The 16,454-nt window shown below is 71.1% G+C and carries 17 protein-coding genes, 1 tRNA gene and 1 pseudogene; 8 read left to right on the forward strand and 11 right to left on the reverse strand.

Features of this window, described 5'->3' with window-relative positions:
• The first annotated feature begins 1 nt into the window (after position 1).
• Positions 2 to 1,873, forward strand: a complete 1,872-nt coding sequence (locus ASG95_RS04165) for an ATP-binding cassette domain-containing protein (RefSeq protein WP_057376673.1) — start codon at positions 2 to 4, stop codon at positions 1,871 to 1,873.
• Between the two features lie 28 nt (positions 1,874 to 1,901).
• Here the strand turns inward: ASG95_RS04165 and ASG95_RS04170 are convergent, their stop codons facing one another.
• Positions 1,902 to 2,402, reverse strand: a complete 501-nt coding sequence (locus tag ASG95_RS04170) for a MarR family winged helix-turn-helix transcriptional regulator (protein ID WP_056923152.1) — start codon at positions 2,400 to 2,402, stop codon at positions 1,902 to 1,904.
• A 74-nt stretch (positions 2,403 to 2,476) separates the two neighbouring features.
• Here ASG95_RS04170 and ASG95_RS04175 point away from each other — a divergent pair, with 74 nt between their 5' ends.
• On the forward strand, positions 2,477 to 3,283 hold the full coding sequence (locus ASG95_RS04175; protein ID WP_057376674.1) for a methyltransferase domain-containing protein: 807 nt from the start codon (positions 2,477 to 2,479) through the stop codon (positions 3,281 to 3,283).
• A gap of 140 nt (positions 3,284 to 3,423) precedes the next feature.
• Positions 3,424 to 3,651, forward strand: a pseudogene (locus tag ASG95_RS04180) (VOC family protein); the annotation flags it as partial.
• A gap of 14 nt (positions 3,652 to 3,665) precedes the next feature.
• Here ASG95_RS04180 and ASG95_RS04185 read toward each other — a convergent pair.
• Complete coding sequence (locus ASG95_RS04185) at positions 3,666 to 4,319, reverse strand: O-methyltransferase (protein WP_056923277.1); 654 nt, start codon at positions 4,317 to 4,319, stop codon at positions 3,666 to 3,668.
• A gap of 48 nt (positions 4,320 to 4,367) precedes the next feature.
• Complete coding sequence (locus ASG95_RS04190) at positions 4,368 to 4,967, reverse strand: TetR/AcrR family transcriptional regulator (protein ID WP_200961326.1); 600 nt, start codon at positions 4,965 to 4,967, stop codon at positions 4,368 to 4,370.
• A gap of 83 nt (positions 4,968 to 5,050) precedes the next feature.
• Between ASG95_RS04190 and ASG95_RS04195 the strand changes: the two genes are divergently transcribed.
• Entirely contained in the window at positions 5,051 to 5,881 is an 831-nt protein-coding gene (locus ASG95_RS04195) for a peptidoglycan recognition family protein (RefSeq protein ID WP_157581719.1), read from the forward strand.
• Between the two features lie 17 nt (positions 5,882 to 5,898).
• Here ASG95_RS04195 and ASG95_RS04200 read toward each other — a convergent pair whose 3' ends face one another.
• Positions 5,899 to 6,861, reverse strand: coding sequence for a fatty acid desaturase (locus tag ASG95_RS04200; protein WP_057376676.1), 963 nt, complete (start codon positions 6,859 to 6,861; stop codon positions 5,899 to 5,901).
• A 189-nt stretch (positions 6,862 to 7,050) separates the two neighbouring features.
• Between ASG95_RS04200 and ASG95_RS04205 the strand changes: the two genes are divergently transcribed.
• Positions 7,051 to 7,132 (forward strand) — tRNA-Gln (locus ASG95_RS04205).
• A 219-nt stretch (positions 7,133 to 7,351) separates the two neighbouring features.
• Here ASG95_RS04205 and ASG95_RS04210 read toward each other — a convergent pair.
• Positions 7,352 to 8,725, reverse strand: coding sequence for a GAF domain-containing serine/threonine-protein kinase (locus tag ASG95_RS04210; RefSeq protein ID WP_235543354.1), 1,374 nt, complete (start codon positions 8,723 to 8,725; stop codon positions 7,352 to 7,354).
• Positions 8,726 to 8,991: 266 nt separating this feature from the next.
• On the opposite strand from ASG95_RS04210, the gene ASG95_RS04215 reads away from it, so the two are divergent.
• On the forward strand, positions 8,992 to 9,273 hold the full coding sequence (locus tag ASG95_RS04215) for a PspC domain-containing protein (RefSeq protein WP_057376677.1): 282 nt from the start codon (positions 8,992 to 8,994) through the stop codon (positions 9,271 to 9,273).
• Between the two features lie 133 nt (positions 9,274 to 9,406).
• Here the strand turns inward: ASG95_RS04215 and ASG95_RS04220 are convergent, their stop codons facing one another.
• On the reverse strand, positions 9,407 to 9,859 hold the full coding sequence (locus ASG95_RS04220) for a hypothetical protein (RefSeq protein ID WP_157581720.1): 453 nt from the start codon (positions 9,857 to 9,859) through the stop codon (positions 9,407 to 9,409).
• 299 nt (positions 9,860 to 10,158) lie between these two features.
• On the opposite strand from ASG95_RS04220, the gene glmU reads away from it, so the two are divergent.
• On the forward strand, positions 10,159 to 11,613 hold the full coding sequence (gene glmU, locus ASG95_RS04225; protein WP_057378712.1) for a bifunctional UDP-N-acetylglucosamine diphosphorylase/glucosamine-1-phosphate N-acetyltransferase GlmU: 1,455 nt from the start codon (positions 10,159 to 10,161) through the stop codon (positions 11,611 to 11,613).
• Complete coding sequence (locus tag ASG95_RS04230; RefSeq protein ID WP_057376679.1) at positions 11,610 to 12,590, forward strand: ribose-phosphate diphosphokinase; 981 nt, start codon at positions 11,610 to 11,612, stop codon at positions 12,588 to 12,590. Before glmU ends, ASG95_RS04230 begins: the two co-directional genes overlap by 4 nt.
• 3 nt (positions 12,591 to 12,593) lie before the next feature.
• Here the strand turns inward: ASG95_RS04230 and ASG95_RS04235 are convergent, their stop codons facing one another.
• From ASG95_RS04235 to ASG95_RS21580, 5 genes are all read right to left on the reverse strand, one after another.
• Complete coding sequence (locus ASG95_RS04235) at positions 12,594 to 13,442, reverse strand: hypothetical protein (protein WP_057376680.1); 849 nt, start codon at positions 13,440 to 13,442, stop codon at positions 12,594 to 12,596.
• Between the two features lie 42 nt (positions 13,443 to 13,484).
• Positions 13,485 to 14,594, reverse strand: a complete 1,110-nt coding sequence (locus ASG95_RS04240) for a hypothetical protein (RefSeq protein WP_057376681.1) — start codon at positions 14,592 to 14,594, stop codon at positions 13,485 to 13,487.
• Complete coding sequence (locus ASG95_RS04245; protein WP_056923140.1) at positions 14,591 to 14,881, reverse strand: hypothetical protein; 291 nt, start codon at positions 14,879 to 14,881, stop codon at positions 14,591 to 14,593. Before ASG95_RS04245 ends, ASG95_RS04240 begins: the two co-directional genes overlap by 4 nt.
• 10 nt (positions 14,882 to 14,891) lie before the next feature.
• Complete coding sequence (locus tag ASG95_RS04250) at positions 14,892 to 15,152, reverse strand: WXG100 family type VII secretion target (protein ID WP_056923139.1); 261 nt, start codon at positions 15,150 to 15,152, stop codon at positions 14,892 to 14,894.
• A gap of 113 nt (positions 15,153 to 15,265) precedes the next feature.
• On the reverse strand, positions 15,266 to 16,438 hold the full coding sequence (locus tag ASG95_RS21580) for a hypothetical protein (protein WP_057376682.1): 1,173 nt from the start codon (positions 16,436 to 16,438) through the stop codon (positions 15,266 to 15,268).
• Between the last annotated feature and the right edge of the window lie 16 nt (positions 16,439 to 16,454).

Raw genomic sequence — 16,454 nt, forward strand, 5'->3', positions numbered from 1 at the left:
GATGGCGAACCTCATCAGTGTCGAGCGCGCGTCCCTGGCCCTCGGCACCGCCCAGGTGCTCGACGAGGTCTCCCTCGGCGTGCTCGGTGGCGACCGCATCGGCGTCGTCGGCCGCAACGGCGGTGGCAAGACCACGCTCCTGCGGGTGCTCGCGGGCCAGCGCGGCGTCGACACCGGCCGGGTCACCCGGGCCGGGGTCTCGAGCGTCGGCGTGCTCGCCCAGGAGGACATCCTCGACCCGGAGCACACCGTGCGCGAGGCCGTCCTCGGTGACCTCGCCGAACACGTCTGGGCCGGTGACCCCCGCATCCGCGACGTCCTGACGGGTCTGCTGGGTGGGATCGAGGCCGAGTCGGTCGGCGGTTTCGACGCGCTCGTGGGGCCGCTGTCGGGCGGGGAGCGCAGGCGGCTCGGGCTGGCCCGGCTGCTCGTCCAGGACCCGACGGTGCTGTTCCTCGACGAGCCGACCAACCACCTCGACGTCGAGGGGGTGGCCTGGCTGGCCGAGCACCTCGTGCGGCACCGCGCGCGGCCTGACAACGCCGTCGTGGCGATCACCCACGACCGCTGGTTCCTCGACGCCATCGCCACCGCCACCTGGGAGGTCCTCGACGGCAAGGTCAACGCCTTCGAAGGCGGCTACGCGGCATACGTGCTCGCCAAGGCCGAGCGCGAGCGGATGGCCGCGGTCACCGCCGAGCGGCGCGACAACCTGCTCCGCAAGGAGCTCGCCTGGCTGCGCCGCGGTCCGCCGGCGCGCACCTCGAAGCCGAAGTTCCGCATCGACGCGGCCAACGCCCTCATCGCCGACGAGCCACCCGCGCGCGACGACGTCGAGCTGACGCGCTTCGCCACGACCCGCCTCGGCAAGGACGTGGTCGACCTCATGGACGCCTCCGTGACCCTCGGCGACCGGCTGCTGCTCGACCGGATCACCTGGCACCTCGCGCCGGGGGAGCGGGTCGGCATCGTCGGCGTCAACGGTGCGGGCAAGTCCACGCTGTTGCGGGCCATTGCCGGATCGGTCCCGTTGTCGTCCGGCAAACGAAAGCAGGGCGTGACGGTGCGGCTCGCCTACCTCACGCAGGAGGTGCGGGAGCTGGAGCGGTATGCCGACTGGCGCGTCATCGAGGCGATCGAGGACGTCCGCAAGTACATCCGTCTGGGCAAGAAGGAGATCAGCGCGTCGCAGCTCGCGCAGCGGCTCGGCTTCACCGGGGGTCGCCAGCAGACGCGGGTGTCGGACCTTTCCGGTGGCGAACGGCGCCGGCTCCAGCTGACCCGTCTCCTGATGGACGAGCCCAACGTGCTGCTCCTCGACGAGCCCACCAACGACCTCGACATCGAGACCCTGACGTCGCTGGAGGACGTCCTCGACGGCTGGGCGGGCACGCTGCTCGTCGTGTCGCACGACCGCTACCTGCTCGAGCGCGCCTGCGACAAGCAGGTCGCCCTGATGGGTGACGGCAAGATCCGCGAGCTGCCCGGTGGGGTCGAGCAGTACCTCGAGCTGCGGCACGCCCAGCCCGCCCCGACGCTCTCGCCGCGCACGTCGGCGTCGCCCTCGTCCCCGCAGGTTTCTCACCCAATCGGAACGAAACCTGCAGGCGGTCCGGCGGCCACCTCGTCGACTGGGCCTCCTGCCCCGACGCACAGCCCCGCCGAGCTGCGCGAGGCCCGCAAGGACATGGCGCGGGTCGAGAAGCAGCTGGCCCGGCTGGCCCAGCGCGAGGAACGCATCCACGCCGAGATGGCCGAGTCGGCCACCGACCACGCGAAGGTGCTGACCCTCAACGGCCAGCTGCGCGAGATCGTCGACGAGCGCGAGGGGCTCGAGCTCGAGTGGCTCGCGGCCGCCGAGATCGTCGGCTGATGGCTCCGCAGGGGTCAGGTCTCGCTGCTCAGGTCTCGAACGGGGAGAGCAGCCGCCGCAGCATCGCGGCGAGCTCGTCGCGGTCGTCGGTGGACAGCTCCGCGAGGAGGTCGCGCTCGCGGTCGAGCAGGTCGGCCATGGCGTCGTCGACGGTGCGCTGACCCGTGGGCGTGAGCCGCACGATGACGCCGCGCCGGTCGGACGGGTCGGGGCTGCGGCTCACCAGACCACGTCGCTCGAGGCGGTCGACCCGGTTGGTCATCGTCCCGCTGGTGACCAGGGTCTGGCGGATGAGCTGTCCCGGCGAGAGCTGGTAGGGAGCGCCGGCCCGGCGCAGCGCCGAGAGCACGTCGAACTCCCAGCCCTCGAGCTGGTGGCTGGCGAACGCCTGCACGCGGTCGAGGTCGAGCCTGCGGGCCAGGCGCGAGACGCGGGACAGCACCTGGAGCGGTGCGACGTCGAGGTCGGGCCGCTCGCGGTGCCACGCCTGGACGATGCGGTCGACGTCGTCGGGCGGGGGAGTCGACATGTGACAACTCTACCCTCCATCAAGTATCTTGATGTCAAGATAACTGCCATGTGGGTCGTCGAGAGGTCACCGTCATGAGCACCACCTGGGATCCCCAGCAGTACGCCAAGTTCTCCGACCACCGGTCCCGTCCGTTCGGCGACCTGATGGCACGGGTGGGCGCGACCGCGCCGCGCCTGGTCGTCGACCTCGGCTGTGGCAACGGCCCCCTGACGCTGTCGCTCGCGGAGCGCTGGCCGGACGCCCGGGTGGTCGGGGTGGACCACTCGCCCCAGATGCTCGACGCGGCGCGGTCGCTCGACACCGAGAATCGTGTCGAGTGGGTGGAATCCGATGTGGCGCAATGGGATCCGGCCACGCTCGGTGGCGCCCCCGATGTCATCGTCACCAACGCGACCCTGCAGTGGGTGCCCGGCCACCTCGACCTCCTGACGCAGTGGGCAGCCGCCCTGGCCCCGGGCGGATGGCTCGCGATGCAGGTGCCGGGCAACCTCGACGCACCGTCGCACGCCCTGATGCGTGCGGTAGCGAGCGACCACCCCGACGCGGACCTCCTCCGTCCCGCGCTGGACCGTCTGCAGGTCGAGCAGCCGTCGGTCTACGTCGAGCTGCTCGGGAGTGTCGGCCTCGACGTCGACGGCTGGGAGACGACCTACCAGCACGTCCTCGACCCCGAGGCGCGCCAGGCGAACCCGGTCCTCGAGTGGGTCCGCGGGACCGGACTGCGGCCCGTGCTCGACGCCCTGACCGACCAGACCCGGCGCGACGCCTTCCTGGCGGACTACGACGCGAGGCTGCGCGCGGCATACCCGAGGACGCCGATCGGCGTGATCTTCCCGTTCCGCCGCATCTTCCTCGTCGCCCACCGCCCCGGCGACTGACAAACAGGTCGCTCGCCCGCGCGATGAGTTCTACCGTCTGACCATGCCCTCCTTCGTGAAGTCGGTGACCTTCGACTGCTCGAGCGCGCTGCTGGGCCGCAGCGCTCGGGTCCAACGTCGACGAGGACAGCACTGACGAGCGGGCCTGGGTGGAGCCGGCGGGATGGGGCGGACCGAACCTGTGGTTCCAGCGGGTCCCGGAAGGCAAGACCGCGAAGAACCGGCAGCACGTCGACCTCCGCGCCATGGGATCGGTCCAGGACGAGGTCGAGCGCCTGGTCGGCCTGGGTGCGTCGGTCCTCCGCGCTGGCGACGACCTCGTGGTGATGGCCGACCCCGAGGGCAACGAGTTCTGCGTCGAGTCCTGACGGCCCGCGCGAGCTCAGAGCTTGCGGGCGATGGTCAGTCCGTCGAAGGCGGTCAGCACGACCACCTCGACCCGCTCGTCCGCCGCGACCAGGTCGTTGAACGCCCGCAGCGCCTCGAGGTTCTCACCCGACTTCTCGTCGTCGGCGATCTCGCCACTCCACAACACGTTGTCGGCCAGGAGCAGTCCGCCCGGCCGCACCCGCGGGACCAGCTCGGACCAGTAGTCGGCGTACCCGCCCTTGTCGGCGTCGATGAACACGAGGTCGATCGCGGGTGCGGTCGGCAGCGACCGCAGGGTGTCGAGCGCCGGGGCGATGCGCAGGTCGATGCGATCGGCGACTCCGGCCGCCTGCCAGGCCTCGACGCCGATCGAGGTCCACTCCTCGCTGATGTCGCAGCACACGAGGGTGCCACCGTCGGCCAGCCCCCGGGCGATGCAGAGGCTCGAGTAGCCGGTGAAGGTGCCGACCTCGACCGCGGTGCGGGCGCCGACCAGGTGCGTGAGCATGGTCAGGAGCTGGCCCTGGTCGTCGCCGATCTGCATGCCGGCCGGGCCGCCGAGCGCGCGGGTGCGTTCCTGCAGCTCACGCACCACGGGGTCGGGCCGCCACGAGCTGTGCGCTGCGGAGTAGTCGCGAACCGCGTCGGTGACCAGGAACGAGCGCATGCCGTCAGGGTAGTCCGCGCCGGCCGCGGCAGTCCGCGCTGACGACGGTCAGTCCGCGCTGATGAGGCCGGGCTTCTTCTCGAGTCCGGCGAGGCCGTTCCAGGCCAGGTTGACCAGGTGGGCCGCGACGTCGGCCTTCTTCATCTTGCGCGAGTCCAGCCACCACTGGCCGGTCAGCGCCACCATCCCGACGAGCATCTGCGCGTAGAGCGGAGCGGTCTTCGGGTCGAGCCGGCGACGCTTGAACTCCGCCGCGAGGATGTGCTCGACCTGGCTCGCGACGTCGGAGATGAGGCTCGCGAACGACCCGGTCGACTGCCCGGCCGGGCTGTCGCGCACGAGGATCCGGAAGCCGTCGGTGTTGCTCTCGATGTAGTCGAGCAGGGCGCCCGCGGCCCGTTCGAGGGTCTCCCGGCTGTTGAGCTCGGCGCTGAGGGCGCCGGTGATCCCCCCGAGCAGCGCGGCGATCTCCCGGTCGACGACGACGGCATAGAGGCCTTCCTTGCCACCGAAGTGCTCGTAGACGACCGGCTTCGAGACACTCGCCTTGGCCGCGATCTCCTCGACCGTCGTGCCCTCGAAACCCTTGTCCGCGAACAGTTTCCGACCGACCTCGATGAGCTGCTCGCGCCGTTGCTTGCCCGTCATGCGAGAGCGGGAGCTCGGGGTCGGGGACTTCTCGCGGGCGTCGGTCACGCGGTCCATCATGCCTCCTGCGTAGCGTGGTGGTCGTGAAGGGCGGAGCCGGGTATGCCGGGGGAGCACGACGGGTGGCGATGGCGACCGCGGTCGTGGTCGCCTTGCTGGTGCTCGGGGTGGCCCTCGACCAGGGGCTGCTCGGGCGGGCCGGGTCCGCGACGCGCGGCTGGGTGTCCGGCGTCCGCGCTGGCGCGCCGTCGTCAGCGGCACCCACGGGCGCGGGCGCCTCGCCCGTGAGTCCGGCACCGAGCCCGACCACGACTGCGCCAGCCCTCGACGTCCCGGCCGCGCCTCGCATCGTCGCCGACCACCTGACGTTCGGTGCGCCGCGCAAGGCCGAGACCGCGGCATATGCAGCACGTCACTACGGGACGCGCACCTCGCGGCTGCGGCCCACGATGATCGTGCTGCACTACAGCGAGAGTGACACATACTCCTCCGTGCGTTCGCTGTTCGAGGCGGACCTGCCCAACCGGGGCGAGGAGCCGGGGACCTGCGCGCACTTCGTCGTCGACCAGGACGGCACGATCCACGAGCTGGTGCCGCCGACCCTGGTCTGCCGCCACACCGTGGGGCTCAACCACGTCGCGATCGGCATCGAGTTCGTCCAGTCCTCGCGCGGGCACGACCCCCGTTGGGCCACCCAGCAGGTGCTGGCCCGCCGGGCGCAGGCGGCCGCCGGGGTCGCTCTCGTCGAGCACCTGCAGCGCCGGTTCGCGATCTCCGACGACAAGGTGATCGGTCACGCGATGGCCAACCAGGCCAACGAGTTTCGCGATCTCGAGGGCTGGCGCAACGACCACGTCGACTGGCAGGCGCCGGAGGTCGGGGCGTTCCGTCGCCTGCTGACGCAGGCTCCCTGAGGGCGCCCCAGGCTGCCTCAGGCAGCGGCGACCCGGCGGGCGTCGATCCGCTTGGCCACCGGCCAGCGCACATCGGTGGCCCAGCCGAGCTTCTCGAACGCCCAGATGACCCGAGCCGTCGAGTCGATCTGGCCCTTCTCGACGCCGTGCCGGGCGCAGGTCGGGTCGGCGTGGTGCAGGTTGTGCCACGACTCGCCCATCGACAGGAAGGCCAGCCACCAGACGTTGCCCGACCTGTCGCGGCTCTTGAACGGCCGCTCGCCGATGGTGTGGCAGATCGAGTTGATCGACCAGGTCACGTGGTGCAGCAGCGAGACGCGCACGAGCGAGGCCCAGAAGAAGGCGGTCAGGGCGCCCTGCCAGCTCATCGACCAGAGCCCACCGACGACCGCGGGGAGCAGCATCGAGCCGGCGACGATGAGCGGGAAGGCGCGGTCGACCTTCTGCAGGTCGGGGTCGGCGACGAGGTCGGGGGCGTACTTGCTCCTGGGCGTCTGCTCGATGTCGAACAGCCACCCGGTGTGCGCCCACCAGAGCCCCTTGGCGAGCGCCGGGATGGTCTCGCCGTAGCGCCACGGGCTGTGCGGGTCGCCGTCGCGGTCGGAGAAGGCGTGGTGGCGACGGTGGTCGGCCACCCAGCGCACGACCGGTCCCTGGATGGCCATCGAGCCGGCGACGGCCAGCGCGATCTTGAGGCCGCGGTTGGCCTTGAACGACCCGTGCGTGAAGTGGCGGTGGTAGCCGACGGTGATGCCGTGGCCGGCGATCGCGTACATCACGACGAAGATGACGATGTCGTGCCAGCCCAGGCCCCACCCCCAGGCCACCGGGACGGCCGCGAGCAGGGCGAGGAACGGGATGCCGATGAAGAGCGCCAGGGCGACCTGCTCACCGCCGCGCTTCAGCTCCGGTTCGACGGTCTGGGTCGCAGGGGGCGGTGTCGCGGGAGCGGACTGTGCGGAGGGGGTCGCGGTGGTCATCGCCGGGGAACCTTCCTTCGTGGTCGCCTGGAGGCATCGTCAACTTACGAAACCGTAACCTACGGATTCGTAGGTTGTCATCGTGACCGCGCGCCCGGTTGTCGGGCGCCTCAGGTCACCGGCCGACTGCGGCGGTGCCGAGGTATGCCGCGTGCTTGGCTACCCTTGGCGGGTCCCCGTTGGGGGCGTTCCCCGGTTGGTCTGCTGGCAAGGCCCGCCTGACTTTGAATCAGGATTAGCGACGTAGGTTCGATTCCTACCCGGGGAGCCAGATAACCCTTGGTTCGATGTGAACCCGCCGGAGATCCCCGGCGCGTTCACATCGAACCGTCGAGGAGCGTCGACCTCACCTGAGCAGGCTGCCCATCCAGGATGATGTGCCCATCCGGGTTGATCCTTTCCGGCGGATCGTTCTTCACCTTGCACATCTTGTGCGACGGACGTCGTGGTTTCGGACCCCGCCGTGGCAGGTGGCGATGCGCCAACGTGGTCAGGCGGACTGCAGGTTCTGCAGTCGTTGCTCGAGGTCGTGCATGACGATGGCGGCGAGGTCCTCGAGCGTCAGGACCTCTGCAGCCGACAGCGTCCGTGGGGCGCGGTCGATGATGCACAGCGTGCCCAGGTTGTACCCGTCGCGGGTCCGCAGCGGGATGCCGGCATAGAACTGCAGCCCGAGCTCCCCTGCCACCAGGGGGTTGGACAGCGTCCGTGGGTCGAGGCGAGCGTCCTCGATGATCCACGGTTCGGGTTGCCGGACAGCCGAGGCGCACAGTCCCGGTTCCCGGTCGATCTGGTTGACGTCCAGGCCATGGTGCGACTTGAACCAGATGCGGTCCTCGTCCACGACGCTGACGATGGCGATGGGCACGGAGAAGAGTCGGGCAGCCAGCGCCGTGATCCGGTCGAAGGCCCCGTCCTCGGGCGTGTCGAGGATCTGGAAGCGTCGAACGGCCTCCATCCTCGCCACCTCGTCGGTGAGCGAGGCCGGTCGAGTGTCCGCGAGCCGACCGTACTCGGCGATGGCGAGCTCACCGAGGGCCAGGGCTGCATCGCGCGCGGACGGCCGCGCGTCCGGGTCGGTCGCCGTCATCGCCCTCAGCAGCCAGGTCCACTGTGCGTCGAGGTCGACCGGGATCTCGGGACGCTGGAGCAGCCGGGCGAGGGCGCTGGGCAGCGGGTCCCCCGGGAAGGCCCGTACACCGGTGAGGCACTCGAGCAACACCAGGCCAAGGGAGTAGACGTCGCTGGGTGGCCCGAGGGGCTCGCCCTTGGCCTGTTCGGGACTGACGTACGCGGCAGTCCCGACGAAGGCGCCGTTGCCGTCGGTGAGGGGAGACTCGACCAGGACAGCGATACCGAAGTCCGTGAGCTTCGCGCGGAGCCGGGTAGCGGTCTTGCCGTAGTCGAAGACCATGACGTTGGCCGGCTTCACGTCGCGGTGGATGACGCCGTGGTCGTGGACGTAGGCGAGGGCCTTGGCCATGTCGCGACCGAGCTGCGCGACGTCGACGGCCGGCAGGGGTCCGCGGGCCAGCCGGTCGCGCAGGTCGGGCCCGTCGACGAGCTCCATGACGAGGTAGATCCGCGGATGCTGCGGGTCCGACAGGTCCGAGCCGGCGTCGAAGAGGGTGACGAGGCAGTGGTGGTTGAGGCGGGCGAGGAGCTTCACCTCGTCCTCGTCGCGGCGCAGGTCCGCCGCGTCGAGCAGCTTCGGCTCGATGAGCTTGACCGCGACGTCCCGGCCCAGGAACTCGTCCCTCGCCCGGAAGACGGTCCCCACCGAGCCTCGCCCGATCTCGTCCATGAGGCGGTACCGCCCCCCGAGCAGGGCGCCTCTGGATCCGGTGACTGACACTTCCGACACGTGCTTCCGCTCTCTCAAAATTAGAGACAAGATACGTCATGGTCGGCGCCTTCGTCGCACGGTCCCAAACCAAGGGTGACCTGCAGGTTTGTGCCCTTCCGCCGAGCTGGCCCGACCCTGAGTGCGCACCGAGTCCACCCTGAGCGGCCGGTCGGACAAACCGGGGTCGGGTCAGGGGCGCACCCGATGGCCGGGCCGCCCGCCCGCGAGCACTCTTGAGGTGTCAGGGAGAGCCCCTGGCGCCAACCGAAGGAAGTGCTCCACCCATGAAGGACATCCACTCGAGCTTCGCCCAGCAGGGCCTGGTCCGACCGCGTGACGAGCGCGTCCTCGGCGGCGTCGCGTCCGGCCTCGGTCGCCGGTTCGGCATCGCGCCGTGGCCCGCGCGGATCCTGTTCGTGCTGCTGCTGATGGTGATCCCCGGCAGCCAGATCCTCATCTACCCGATCCTCTGGATCCTCATGCCGTCCGAGAGCGTGGCCACCGCCCAGGCAGCCCGGCCCGCCGGCCCCACCTACCCGGGCCAGGCGCCGACCGTCGCCTCCTGACCCACACGCCAGCCGCGCCCCCGGCCCCTCGGGGACGCGGAAGGGCCCGACCTCCTGACCTCGACGTGGACGAGGTGGTGGTCGGGCCCTTCGTTCTGGGGGTGCTGACCTGCCGGACGGGCAGGTGGTCGGGTCAGCTCGTCGGCTGTGAGGACGAGCTCGAGCTCGAGGAGCTCGATGACGTCGACGTGCTGGGACCACAGATGAAGTTGGACAGGTTGAACTGGCCGGTCCAGCTGGTCGGGACGTAGGCGGTCGCGTCCGTGACGGTGGTGCCGGTGAAGTAGGCGTTGTAGTGGGCGACGGTGCCGCTCTGCTTCCACCGGTCCACGGTCTGCGAGCTGCCGTCGGCGAGCTGGACATCGATCGTGGCGGGGCCCGAGGCGATCTGGGTGATGACGAAGTGGGCGCCGATGATGCCATCGGGGCAGTCACCCGCGTGGTCGGCGATGCTGGACTGCTTGACGTGCACGAGCATGGTGTCGGCGGCCTGCGCCGGGCCCATGCTGATGGCGATCGCCGCCGCGGCGACCATGGCGGCGCCTGCAGCCGGCAAGGTCCACCTGTTGATGGTGAGTGTCCTCATGATTCCCCTTCCAACGTTCCCTGAGACGGAACTCCAGTCTCACCAGCCCGAGCGGGGACCGGATCGCGTCGAAGGGCGACGGCTGTCTCCACCCTCGGTATGAGCCGGAGTGCGTGTCGTGGTGATTTGTCACGACCCGGGGTGGTTGACCGTTGGACGAACGGGGTCCGACCGGCGGGTAGCATGACGCCCGTCCCGTCGCACCCGACCAGATCGCTGGAGCCTCGCGCGTGAACAGCCCCACCGGATCGCACCGCCTCGCCGCAGTCATCGTCCTCGCCGCCGGTGAGGGCACCCGGATGAAGTCCGCGACCCCCAAGGTCCTGCACCGCATCGGGGGCCGGACCCTCGTCGGGCACGCGATCGCCGCAGCACGCGCGGTCAATCCCGAGCACCTCGCGGTGGTGGTCCGCCACGAGCGCGACCTGGTGGCGGCACACGTCGCCGAGGTCGACCCCGGTGCCGTGATCGCCGACCAGGACGACGTCAAGGGCACCGGCCGGGCCACGGAGTGCGCCCTCGCCGCGCTGCCCGCCGGGCTCGAGGGCACCGTCCTCGTGACCTACGGCGACGTGCCGCTGCTGGCCGGCGACACCCTCCAGTCCCTGGTCGAGGAGCATGTGGCAACCCAGAGCGCGGTCACGGTCATCACCGCCCACCTCGACGACCCGACCGGCTACGGACGGATCCTGCGCGGCGCCGACGACGGCGTCGAGGGGATCGTCGAGCAGAAGGACGCGACCGACGAGCAACTCGCCATCACCGAGATCAACTCCGGGATCTACGCGTTCGACGCGGCCGTCCTGGTCGAGGCGCTCGGCCAGGTGGGGACGGACAACGTCCAGGGCGAGAAGTACCTCACTGACGTCCTCGCCATCGCGCGCAAGGCCGGTGGCCGGGTCAGTGCCCACCTGATCGGCGACCTCTGGCAGACCGAGGGCGTCAACGACCGGGTCCAGCTCGCCCGACTCGGCAAGGAGCTCAACCGTCGCACCACCGAACGCTGGATGCGCGAGGGCGTGACGATCATCGACCCGGACACGACGTGGATCGACAGCGACGTCACCATCGGTCGCGACGTGACGATCCTCCCCGGCACGCAGCTGCTGGGTGCGACCACGATCGGGGCGCGCGCCACCATCGGCCCCGACACCACGCTCACCGACACCGAGGTCGGGGAGGCCGCCGAGGTCAAGCGGACCGAGGCGCTCCTCGCCGTCATCGGGGAGGGGGCCACCGTCGGCCCGTTCTCCTACCTGCGACCGGGCACCGAGCTCGGGCCGAAGGGCAAGATCGGCGGGTTCGTCGAGACGAAGAACGCCAAGATCGGCGCCGGGGCCAAGGTCCCGCACCTCACGTATGCCGGTGACGCCACGATCGGGGAAGGCGCCAACATCGGGGCGGGCACCATCTTCGCCAACTACGACGGGGTGGCGAAGCACCACACCACCGTGGGCCGGCACAGCTTCGTCGGCTCCGACACCGTCCTCATCGCGCCCGTGACCATCGCCGACGGCGCCTACGTCGGCGCCGGGTCCGCGCTCACCGGTGACGTCGACCCCGGGCAGATCGCGGTGGCCCGGGGCCGCCAGCGCAACATCGACGGCTGGGTCGCCCGGGCCCGGGCCGGCACGAAGACCGCCGAGGCGGCAGCCGCCGCGCTCGCGAACGACGCCGGACCCCAGGGCGACGACGCCGCCGAGGCGAGCCCGCGGCATACCGAAGACTCCAGCGAAGGGCAGGCCCAGGCGTGACCGGCATCACCAAGACCACCGAGAAGAACCTGATGGTCTTCACCGGGCGAGCCAACCCCGAGCTCGCCGAAGAGGTGGCGAGCATGCTCGGCACCGGGCTGGTCCCGACCAGTGCCTACGACTTCGCCAACGGCGAGATCTACGTGCGCTACGAGGAGTCGGTGCGCGGGTCCGACGCGTTCGTCATCCAGAGCCACACGACGCCCATCAACGAGGCGATCATGGAGCAGCTCATCATGATCGACGCGCTCAAGCGGGCCAGCGCCAAGCGGATCACGGTCGTGCTGCCCTTCTACGGCTATGCCCGGCAGGACAAGAAGCACCGCGGTCGGGAGCCGATCTCGGCCCGGCTGATGGCCGACCTGTTCAAGACGGCCGGCGCGAACCGGCTGATGGCGGTGGACCTGCACACGGCCCAGATCCAGGGCTTCTTCGACGGCCCGGTCGACCACCTCATGGCGCTGCCGATCCTCGCGGACCACGTCGCCGACAAGTACGGACACGAGAAGCTCGCGGTCGTCTCGCCCGACGCCGGCCGGATCAAGGTCGCCGAGCAGTGGTCGCAGCGGCTCGGGGGAGCGCCGCTGGCCTTCATCCACAAGACCCGTGACATCAACCGCCCCAACGAGACCGTCGCCAACCGCGTCGTCGGTGAGGTCAAAGGCCGCGTCTGTGTCCTGGTCGACGACATGATCGACACCGGCGGCACCATCACCAAGGCCGCCGACGCCCTGATGGCCGACGGCGCCGCGGGCGTGGTCATCGCCGCGACCCACGCGATCCTCTCCGGCCCGGCGATCGACCGGCTCAAGAACTGCAGCGCCTCCGAGGTCATCGTGACCAACACGCTGCCGATCGACGAGGCCCACGAGTTCGACAAGCTGACCGTGCTGTCGATCGCGCCGCTGATCAGCCGGGCGATCCAGGAGGTCTTCGAGGACGGCTCGGTGACCAGCCTGTTCGACGGCCACGCCTGAGGCTCAGTACCCGTACCTCTTCTTCTCCCACGCCTGCTGGTCCAGGATCCTCGCCTCTCGGCCGAGGTGGTCGATCTGGTCCGCGGCATGGGCTTGGGTCAGGCCGGCGATCGGCGAGCTCGCCGCCATCTTGATCTCGTTCTCCCTGATGTTCTTGAGCATGGCGTCGTTGTTCATCTTGGTCAGCATCTGGGTGCCCAGGTCGCCGCTGGGTGCGCTGCCACCGCCGGAGGCCTGCAGTCGCCCGAGGATCGCCTGCTGCCGCTCCTGGGAGTTCTGGGCGGCCTGGGCCAGCGCCATCACGCCGCTGCCCCAGTTCCCCCCGCCGTGGAAGTACCCGCCCACAGTGGCGCCGCCGATGACCGACATCCCGACGGAAGAGGGGCTGTCGATGACGAACCCGCCGACGGTCGTGCCGCCGATGATCGCGGTGGACACGGAGGAGGCTTCGCCGAGGACGAACCCGCCGACGGTCGACCCGCCGATGACGGCCGTCGACACCGGCGAGGCCTCGCCGAGGACGAACCCGCCGACGGTCGACCCGCCGATGATCGCCGAGGACACCGAGCCGACGCTCCCCACGGCCGATGGCATCTGGGCATCCTGGACCGCGGCGATGGCGCGCTGCAGGACGTCGATCGCCAGTCGGAGGTAGACCTCCGTGACGGTCTCGACCTGGCGCACCACCGTCTCGGCCTCGCCCATCAGCGGTCCGGCGTGACGACCCAGCCCCGTGACACAGCAGGCGGCTCGAGTGCGGTGGGTGCTGTCGATCAGCTCCTGGGAGACGTCGCGAAGCAGCACGCCCGCGCTCGCGAGCTCCTGTGGGTCCAACCAGATCCAGTCGTTCATGGTCTCCTCCTTCGATGGTGTTGTCAGGAAACCCGGTCGCCCTTAAGGGGCGCTGAAGTCGAGCGCCGTGGCCAGGCTCTGGCCGATCGCGTCGGGATCGGCCGGCGCCAGGTCCGCCTTCTCGAGGTCGTCCGTGGCGGAGATCGACCACAGCCGACCGGAGGCGTCCTCGACCCAGTTGGCCTCGTAGGTCGCGGCGTCGTCGCCGCGGCGACGCAGACCGCGGACGGAGACCATCGACCGGGCGCCACGGAGCGGTGCTGGCCCGGTCTCGCTGCCGACACACGTCCGGAGGTCGGCCAGGCTCACGGTGCAGGGCGCCAGCCCCTCGCTGTCGGCACCGTCGCGCGGCGTCAGCCACGCGGCATACCTCGACGCCGTCCGGCTCGCGCCGTCGGTGGCCAGCTCGAGCAGACCCGGCGCGCCCGGCCGCAGCGTCGCCACGGCGCCTCCCCGTCCACCCAGTAGCGCGGTCGAGTGGACGCCCTCGGTGCCCAGCTGCGACACCAGGAGCAGCCGGTCGCCGTCCAGCAGGAGGGCGAGGGCGGCGCGGAGGTCGGCGACGGGCGCCAGCCGGTCGCCGTCGGCGACGAGCAGCCCGCGGGCGAGCAGCGATCCGCGGGCGGCGAGGTGGGCCGCCTGCCGCACCTCCTCGAGAGCGTCCGGGGGGTATGCCGTGGGGCTGACCGGCGGAGCCGCGAGTCCGGTCGCCTCGGCCAGGGCCAGGACGTCCTCCGCGGTGAGGAGGAACCGGGGCCGGTTGGCGCCCACCAGCTCGGCGAAGAGGGCTGCGAGGTCGTCGCCGCCCGGGTCCACAGCGGTGGCGACGGCGATGCCACCCTGGCTCGGGAAGTACGCGCCCATGGCTGCGGACGAGGCGTCCCCCGTCGAGGTGAGCTCGCGGGTGAAGTACGTGCCGCCGACCCCGTCGGGCTGCTCGGCGAGGTCGTGGGGCTGCCAGTCGCCGGCCTCCTCGAGGGCGGCCGCATGGATCGCGGCGACCTCCAGGAGGGTCTCGGAGGTCACCGGCGCCGAGGCCGGGATGGGGATGGTCCACAGCGTGACAACGGCCTCCCCGCCGTCGGTGAGGTGCAACACGTCGACCCCCGACCACGTGGTCGGGGGGGTCGACCTGCTCTCGGTGGTGGTCACGGCAGACCTGCCGCGCGCCGGGCGGCGATCTCCGCCTCGGCCTGCACCGCGCAGGTCTCGAGCCACTGGGCCAGCTCCATCAGTCGAGCCCCGAGCTGCTCGGAGACCGCTCCGGAAGCCGTGATCCCGGTGCGGAAGAGGTCCGCGGCGGGACCGGCGTAAGCCATGCCGGCGGCCCGGTGGGAGGTCGACCGCGCGGCGGAGACGATGACGTCGGCCTCGCGCCGCAGCTGCGCGGCAGTGCCACGCAGCGCGACGGGGTCCTCGGCGATCCCGGTGAGGGACATGACAGTCAGGTCAGCTACCGGCCTGGGCGAGCGCCTCGCGGCGGCGGCTCACCTCAGCCGAGCAGTCGGACAAGGCCTCGCCGAGGCGGCGCAGGGCCGTCTCGAACTCGGTGTTCCACGCGGAGCGGAACCGGTCGGCGGCAGGGCCCTCCCACCGGGTGTTCTGCAGCTGCGACCGGATGGAGGAGCTGAGCTCCTCGACCGACTGGCTGTTGCGGGTGAAGACCTGCTGAAGGGTCATGAGCTGCTCGAGATCGCCGGCGATGGCCATGGTGTGCTCCTTGTGTCAGTCCCGACGGTGCGTCGGGGGGTGGATGGAACGAGGAAACCGGGAGGCGCTGAAGAGGCGCTGAAGGCACGGGCCGACGCCACCGCAGGGCTGCGTCACGACGGGAACCGCTGCTTGCACGGGAAGCTCGGGTTGCACTGCACCTTGAACGTGTAGAACCCGGTGCTGAGGTAGCCGCCACCCTCGATCGTGTAGCGGACCGTGGCCGTGTAGGGGCCGTTGCGGGTGTAGTAGTAGTTGACGCGCTTCCCCTCGGCGGAGGCGGTGCCGGTGCCGGAGATGACCTTCGCGGAGGTGACCTTCCAGCTCTTGACGGTGCCCTTCGCCGCGACGTAGTCCCACGTGGAGCAGGCCCGGTAGGCGATCCCCGCCTTCGGCGGCTTGGGTGTGCACCCGCCCGAACCGGCGAAGGTGACGTAGGTGCGCGTGGTCCCGCTCAGGTTGACCGCGCGCAGCTTCGCCGCGTTGATCACGACGGTGGACCGCACCACCTTGGGCGGCGCGGTCACGGTGACGGTCTCCACCGACGTGCTGGTGACCGTCGACGTGCTCACCGTGGGTGTCGCCGCGACCAGGGCGGCCTGCGGCGCGGGGTCCAGCTGGCGGGCGCCGATCCCGCCGGCCACCACCGCCGCGACCAGGGCAGCTCCGCCGAGGCCTGCGGCCCGAGCTCGGCCCATGGTGACGACCTTCGGTGCGGACGACCCGACGGCGGGGGAGGGAGTCGGCGGCGGCGCGGCGCCCGGGGCCGCGCCCGCGGCTGCGCCGCTCGTCACTCGAACGGGTACGGGGGCCGGCGCACCATCGCCCAGCGGGATCTCGGTGGGTGCCGCCGGTTCGGCGAGGACCGGCATCCCCGTCCCGGGCCGACTCGCCGTGCCGGGCCGGCTCGCCGTGCCGGGCCGGCTCGCCGTCCGCGTCGGGCTCGCCGGGGGCAGGGTCAGGGCCGACCGCCACAGGTCGATCGCGGCGCGGGCCGTCTCGACCGCCAGACCGCGGTGGGTCAGCGCGCGCACGAGGGCCTCGTCGTCACTGCCGGTGCCGGTGCCGGTGCCGGTGTCGGTGACCGCGGCCGTGAGGCTGGCCGGGACCCGCTCCTCGGCTGCCATCACCAGGGCGTCGATGTCGGCGCGCCACTCCCTCGAGCGAGCGCCCAGCGCGTCCGAGAGCAGGGCGCGGACGCGCTCTGGATGCTCGCTCACCCGTCGGCCGTGGTCAGCCAGGACGCCACGCAGCACGCGAGCGAGCCCCTGCTCTGCCTCGCTCATGTCATCGGTCCGCTGC

The organism is Phycicoccus sp. Soil803 (assembly GCF_001429685.1).
Classification (GTDB): Bacteria; Actinomycetota; Actinomycetes; order Actinomycetales; family Dermatophilaceae; genus Pedococcus.

Excerpts from the sequence above, each read along its gene's own strand:
- ASG95_RS04165 (WP_057376673.1), top strand. The coding sequence starts at position 2 with ATGGCGAACCTCATCAGTGTCGAGCGCGCGTCCCTGGCCCTCGGCACC.
- ASG95_RS04170 (WP_056923152.1), bottom strand. The coding sequence starts at position 2,402 with ATGTCGACTCCCCCGCCCGACGACGTCGACCGCATCGTCCAGGCGTGG.
- ASG95_RS04175 (WP_057376674.1), top strand. The coding sequence starts at position 2,477 with ATGAGCACCACCTGGGATCCCCAGCAGTACGCCAAGTTCTCCGACCAC.
- ASG95_RS04185 (WP_056923277.1), bottom strand. The coding sequence starts at position 4,319 with ATGCGCTCGTTCCTGGTCACCGACGCGGTTCGCGACTACTCCGCAGCG.
- ASG95_RS04190 (WP_200961326.1), bottom strand. The coding sequence starts at position 4,967 with ATGACGGGCAAGCAACGGCGCGAGCAGCTCATCGAGGTCGGTCGGAAA.
- ASG95_RS04200 (WP_057376676.1), bottom strand. The coding sequence starts at position 6,861 with ATGACCACCGCGACCCCCTCCGCACAGTCCGCTCCCGCGACACCGCCC.
- ASG95_RS04215 (WP_057376677.1), top strand. The coding sequence starts at position 8,992 with ATGAAGGACATCCACTCGAGCTTCGCCCAGCAGGGCCTGGTCCGACCG.
- ASG95_RS04220 (WP_157581720.1), bottom strand. The coding sequence starts at position 9,859 with ATGAGGACACTCACCATCAACAGGTGGACCTTGCCGGCTGCAGGCGCC.
- glmU (WP_057378712.1), top strand. The coding sequence starts at position 10,159 with ATGAAGTCCGCGACCCCCAAGGTCCTGCACCGCATCGGGGGCCGGACC.
- ASG95_RS04235 (WP_057376680.1), bottom strand. The coding sequence starts at position 13,442 with ATGAACGACTGGATCTGGTTGGACCCACAGGAGCTCGCGAGCGCGGGC.
- ASG95_RS04245 (WP_056923140.1), bottom strand. The coding sequence starts at position 14,881 with ATGTCCCTCACCGGGATCGCCGAGGACCCCGTCGCGCTGCGTGGCACT.
- ASG95_RS04250 (WP_056923139.1), bottom strand. The coding sequence starts at position 15,152 with ATGGCCATCGCCGGCGATCTCGAGCAGCTCATGACCCTTCAGCAGGTC.
- ASG95_RS21580 (WP_057376682.1), bottom strand. The coding sequence starts at position 16,438 with ATGAGCGAGGCAGAGCAGGGGCTCGCTCGCGTGCTGCGTGGCGTCCTG.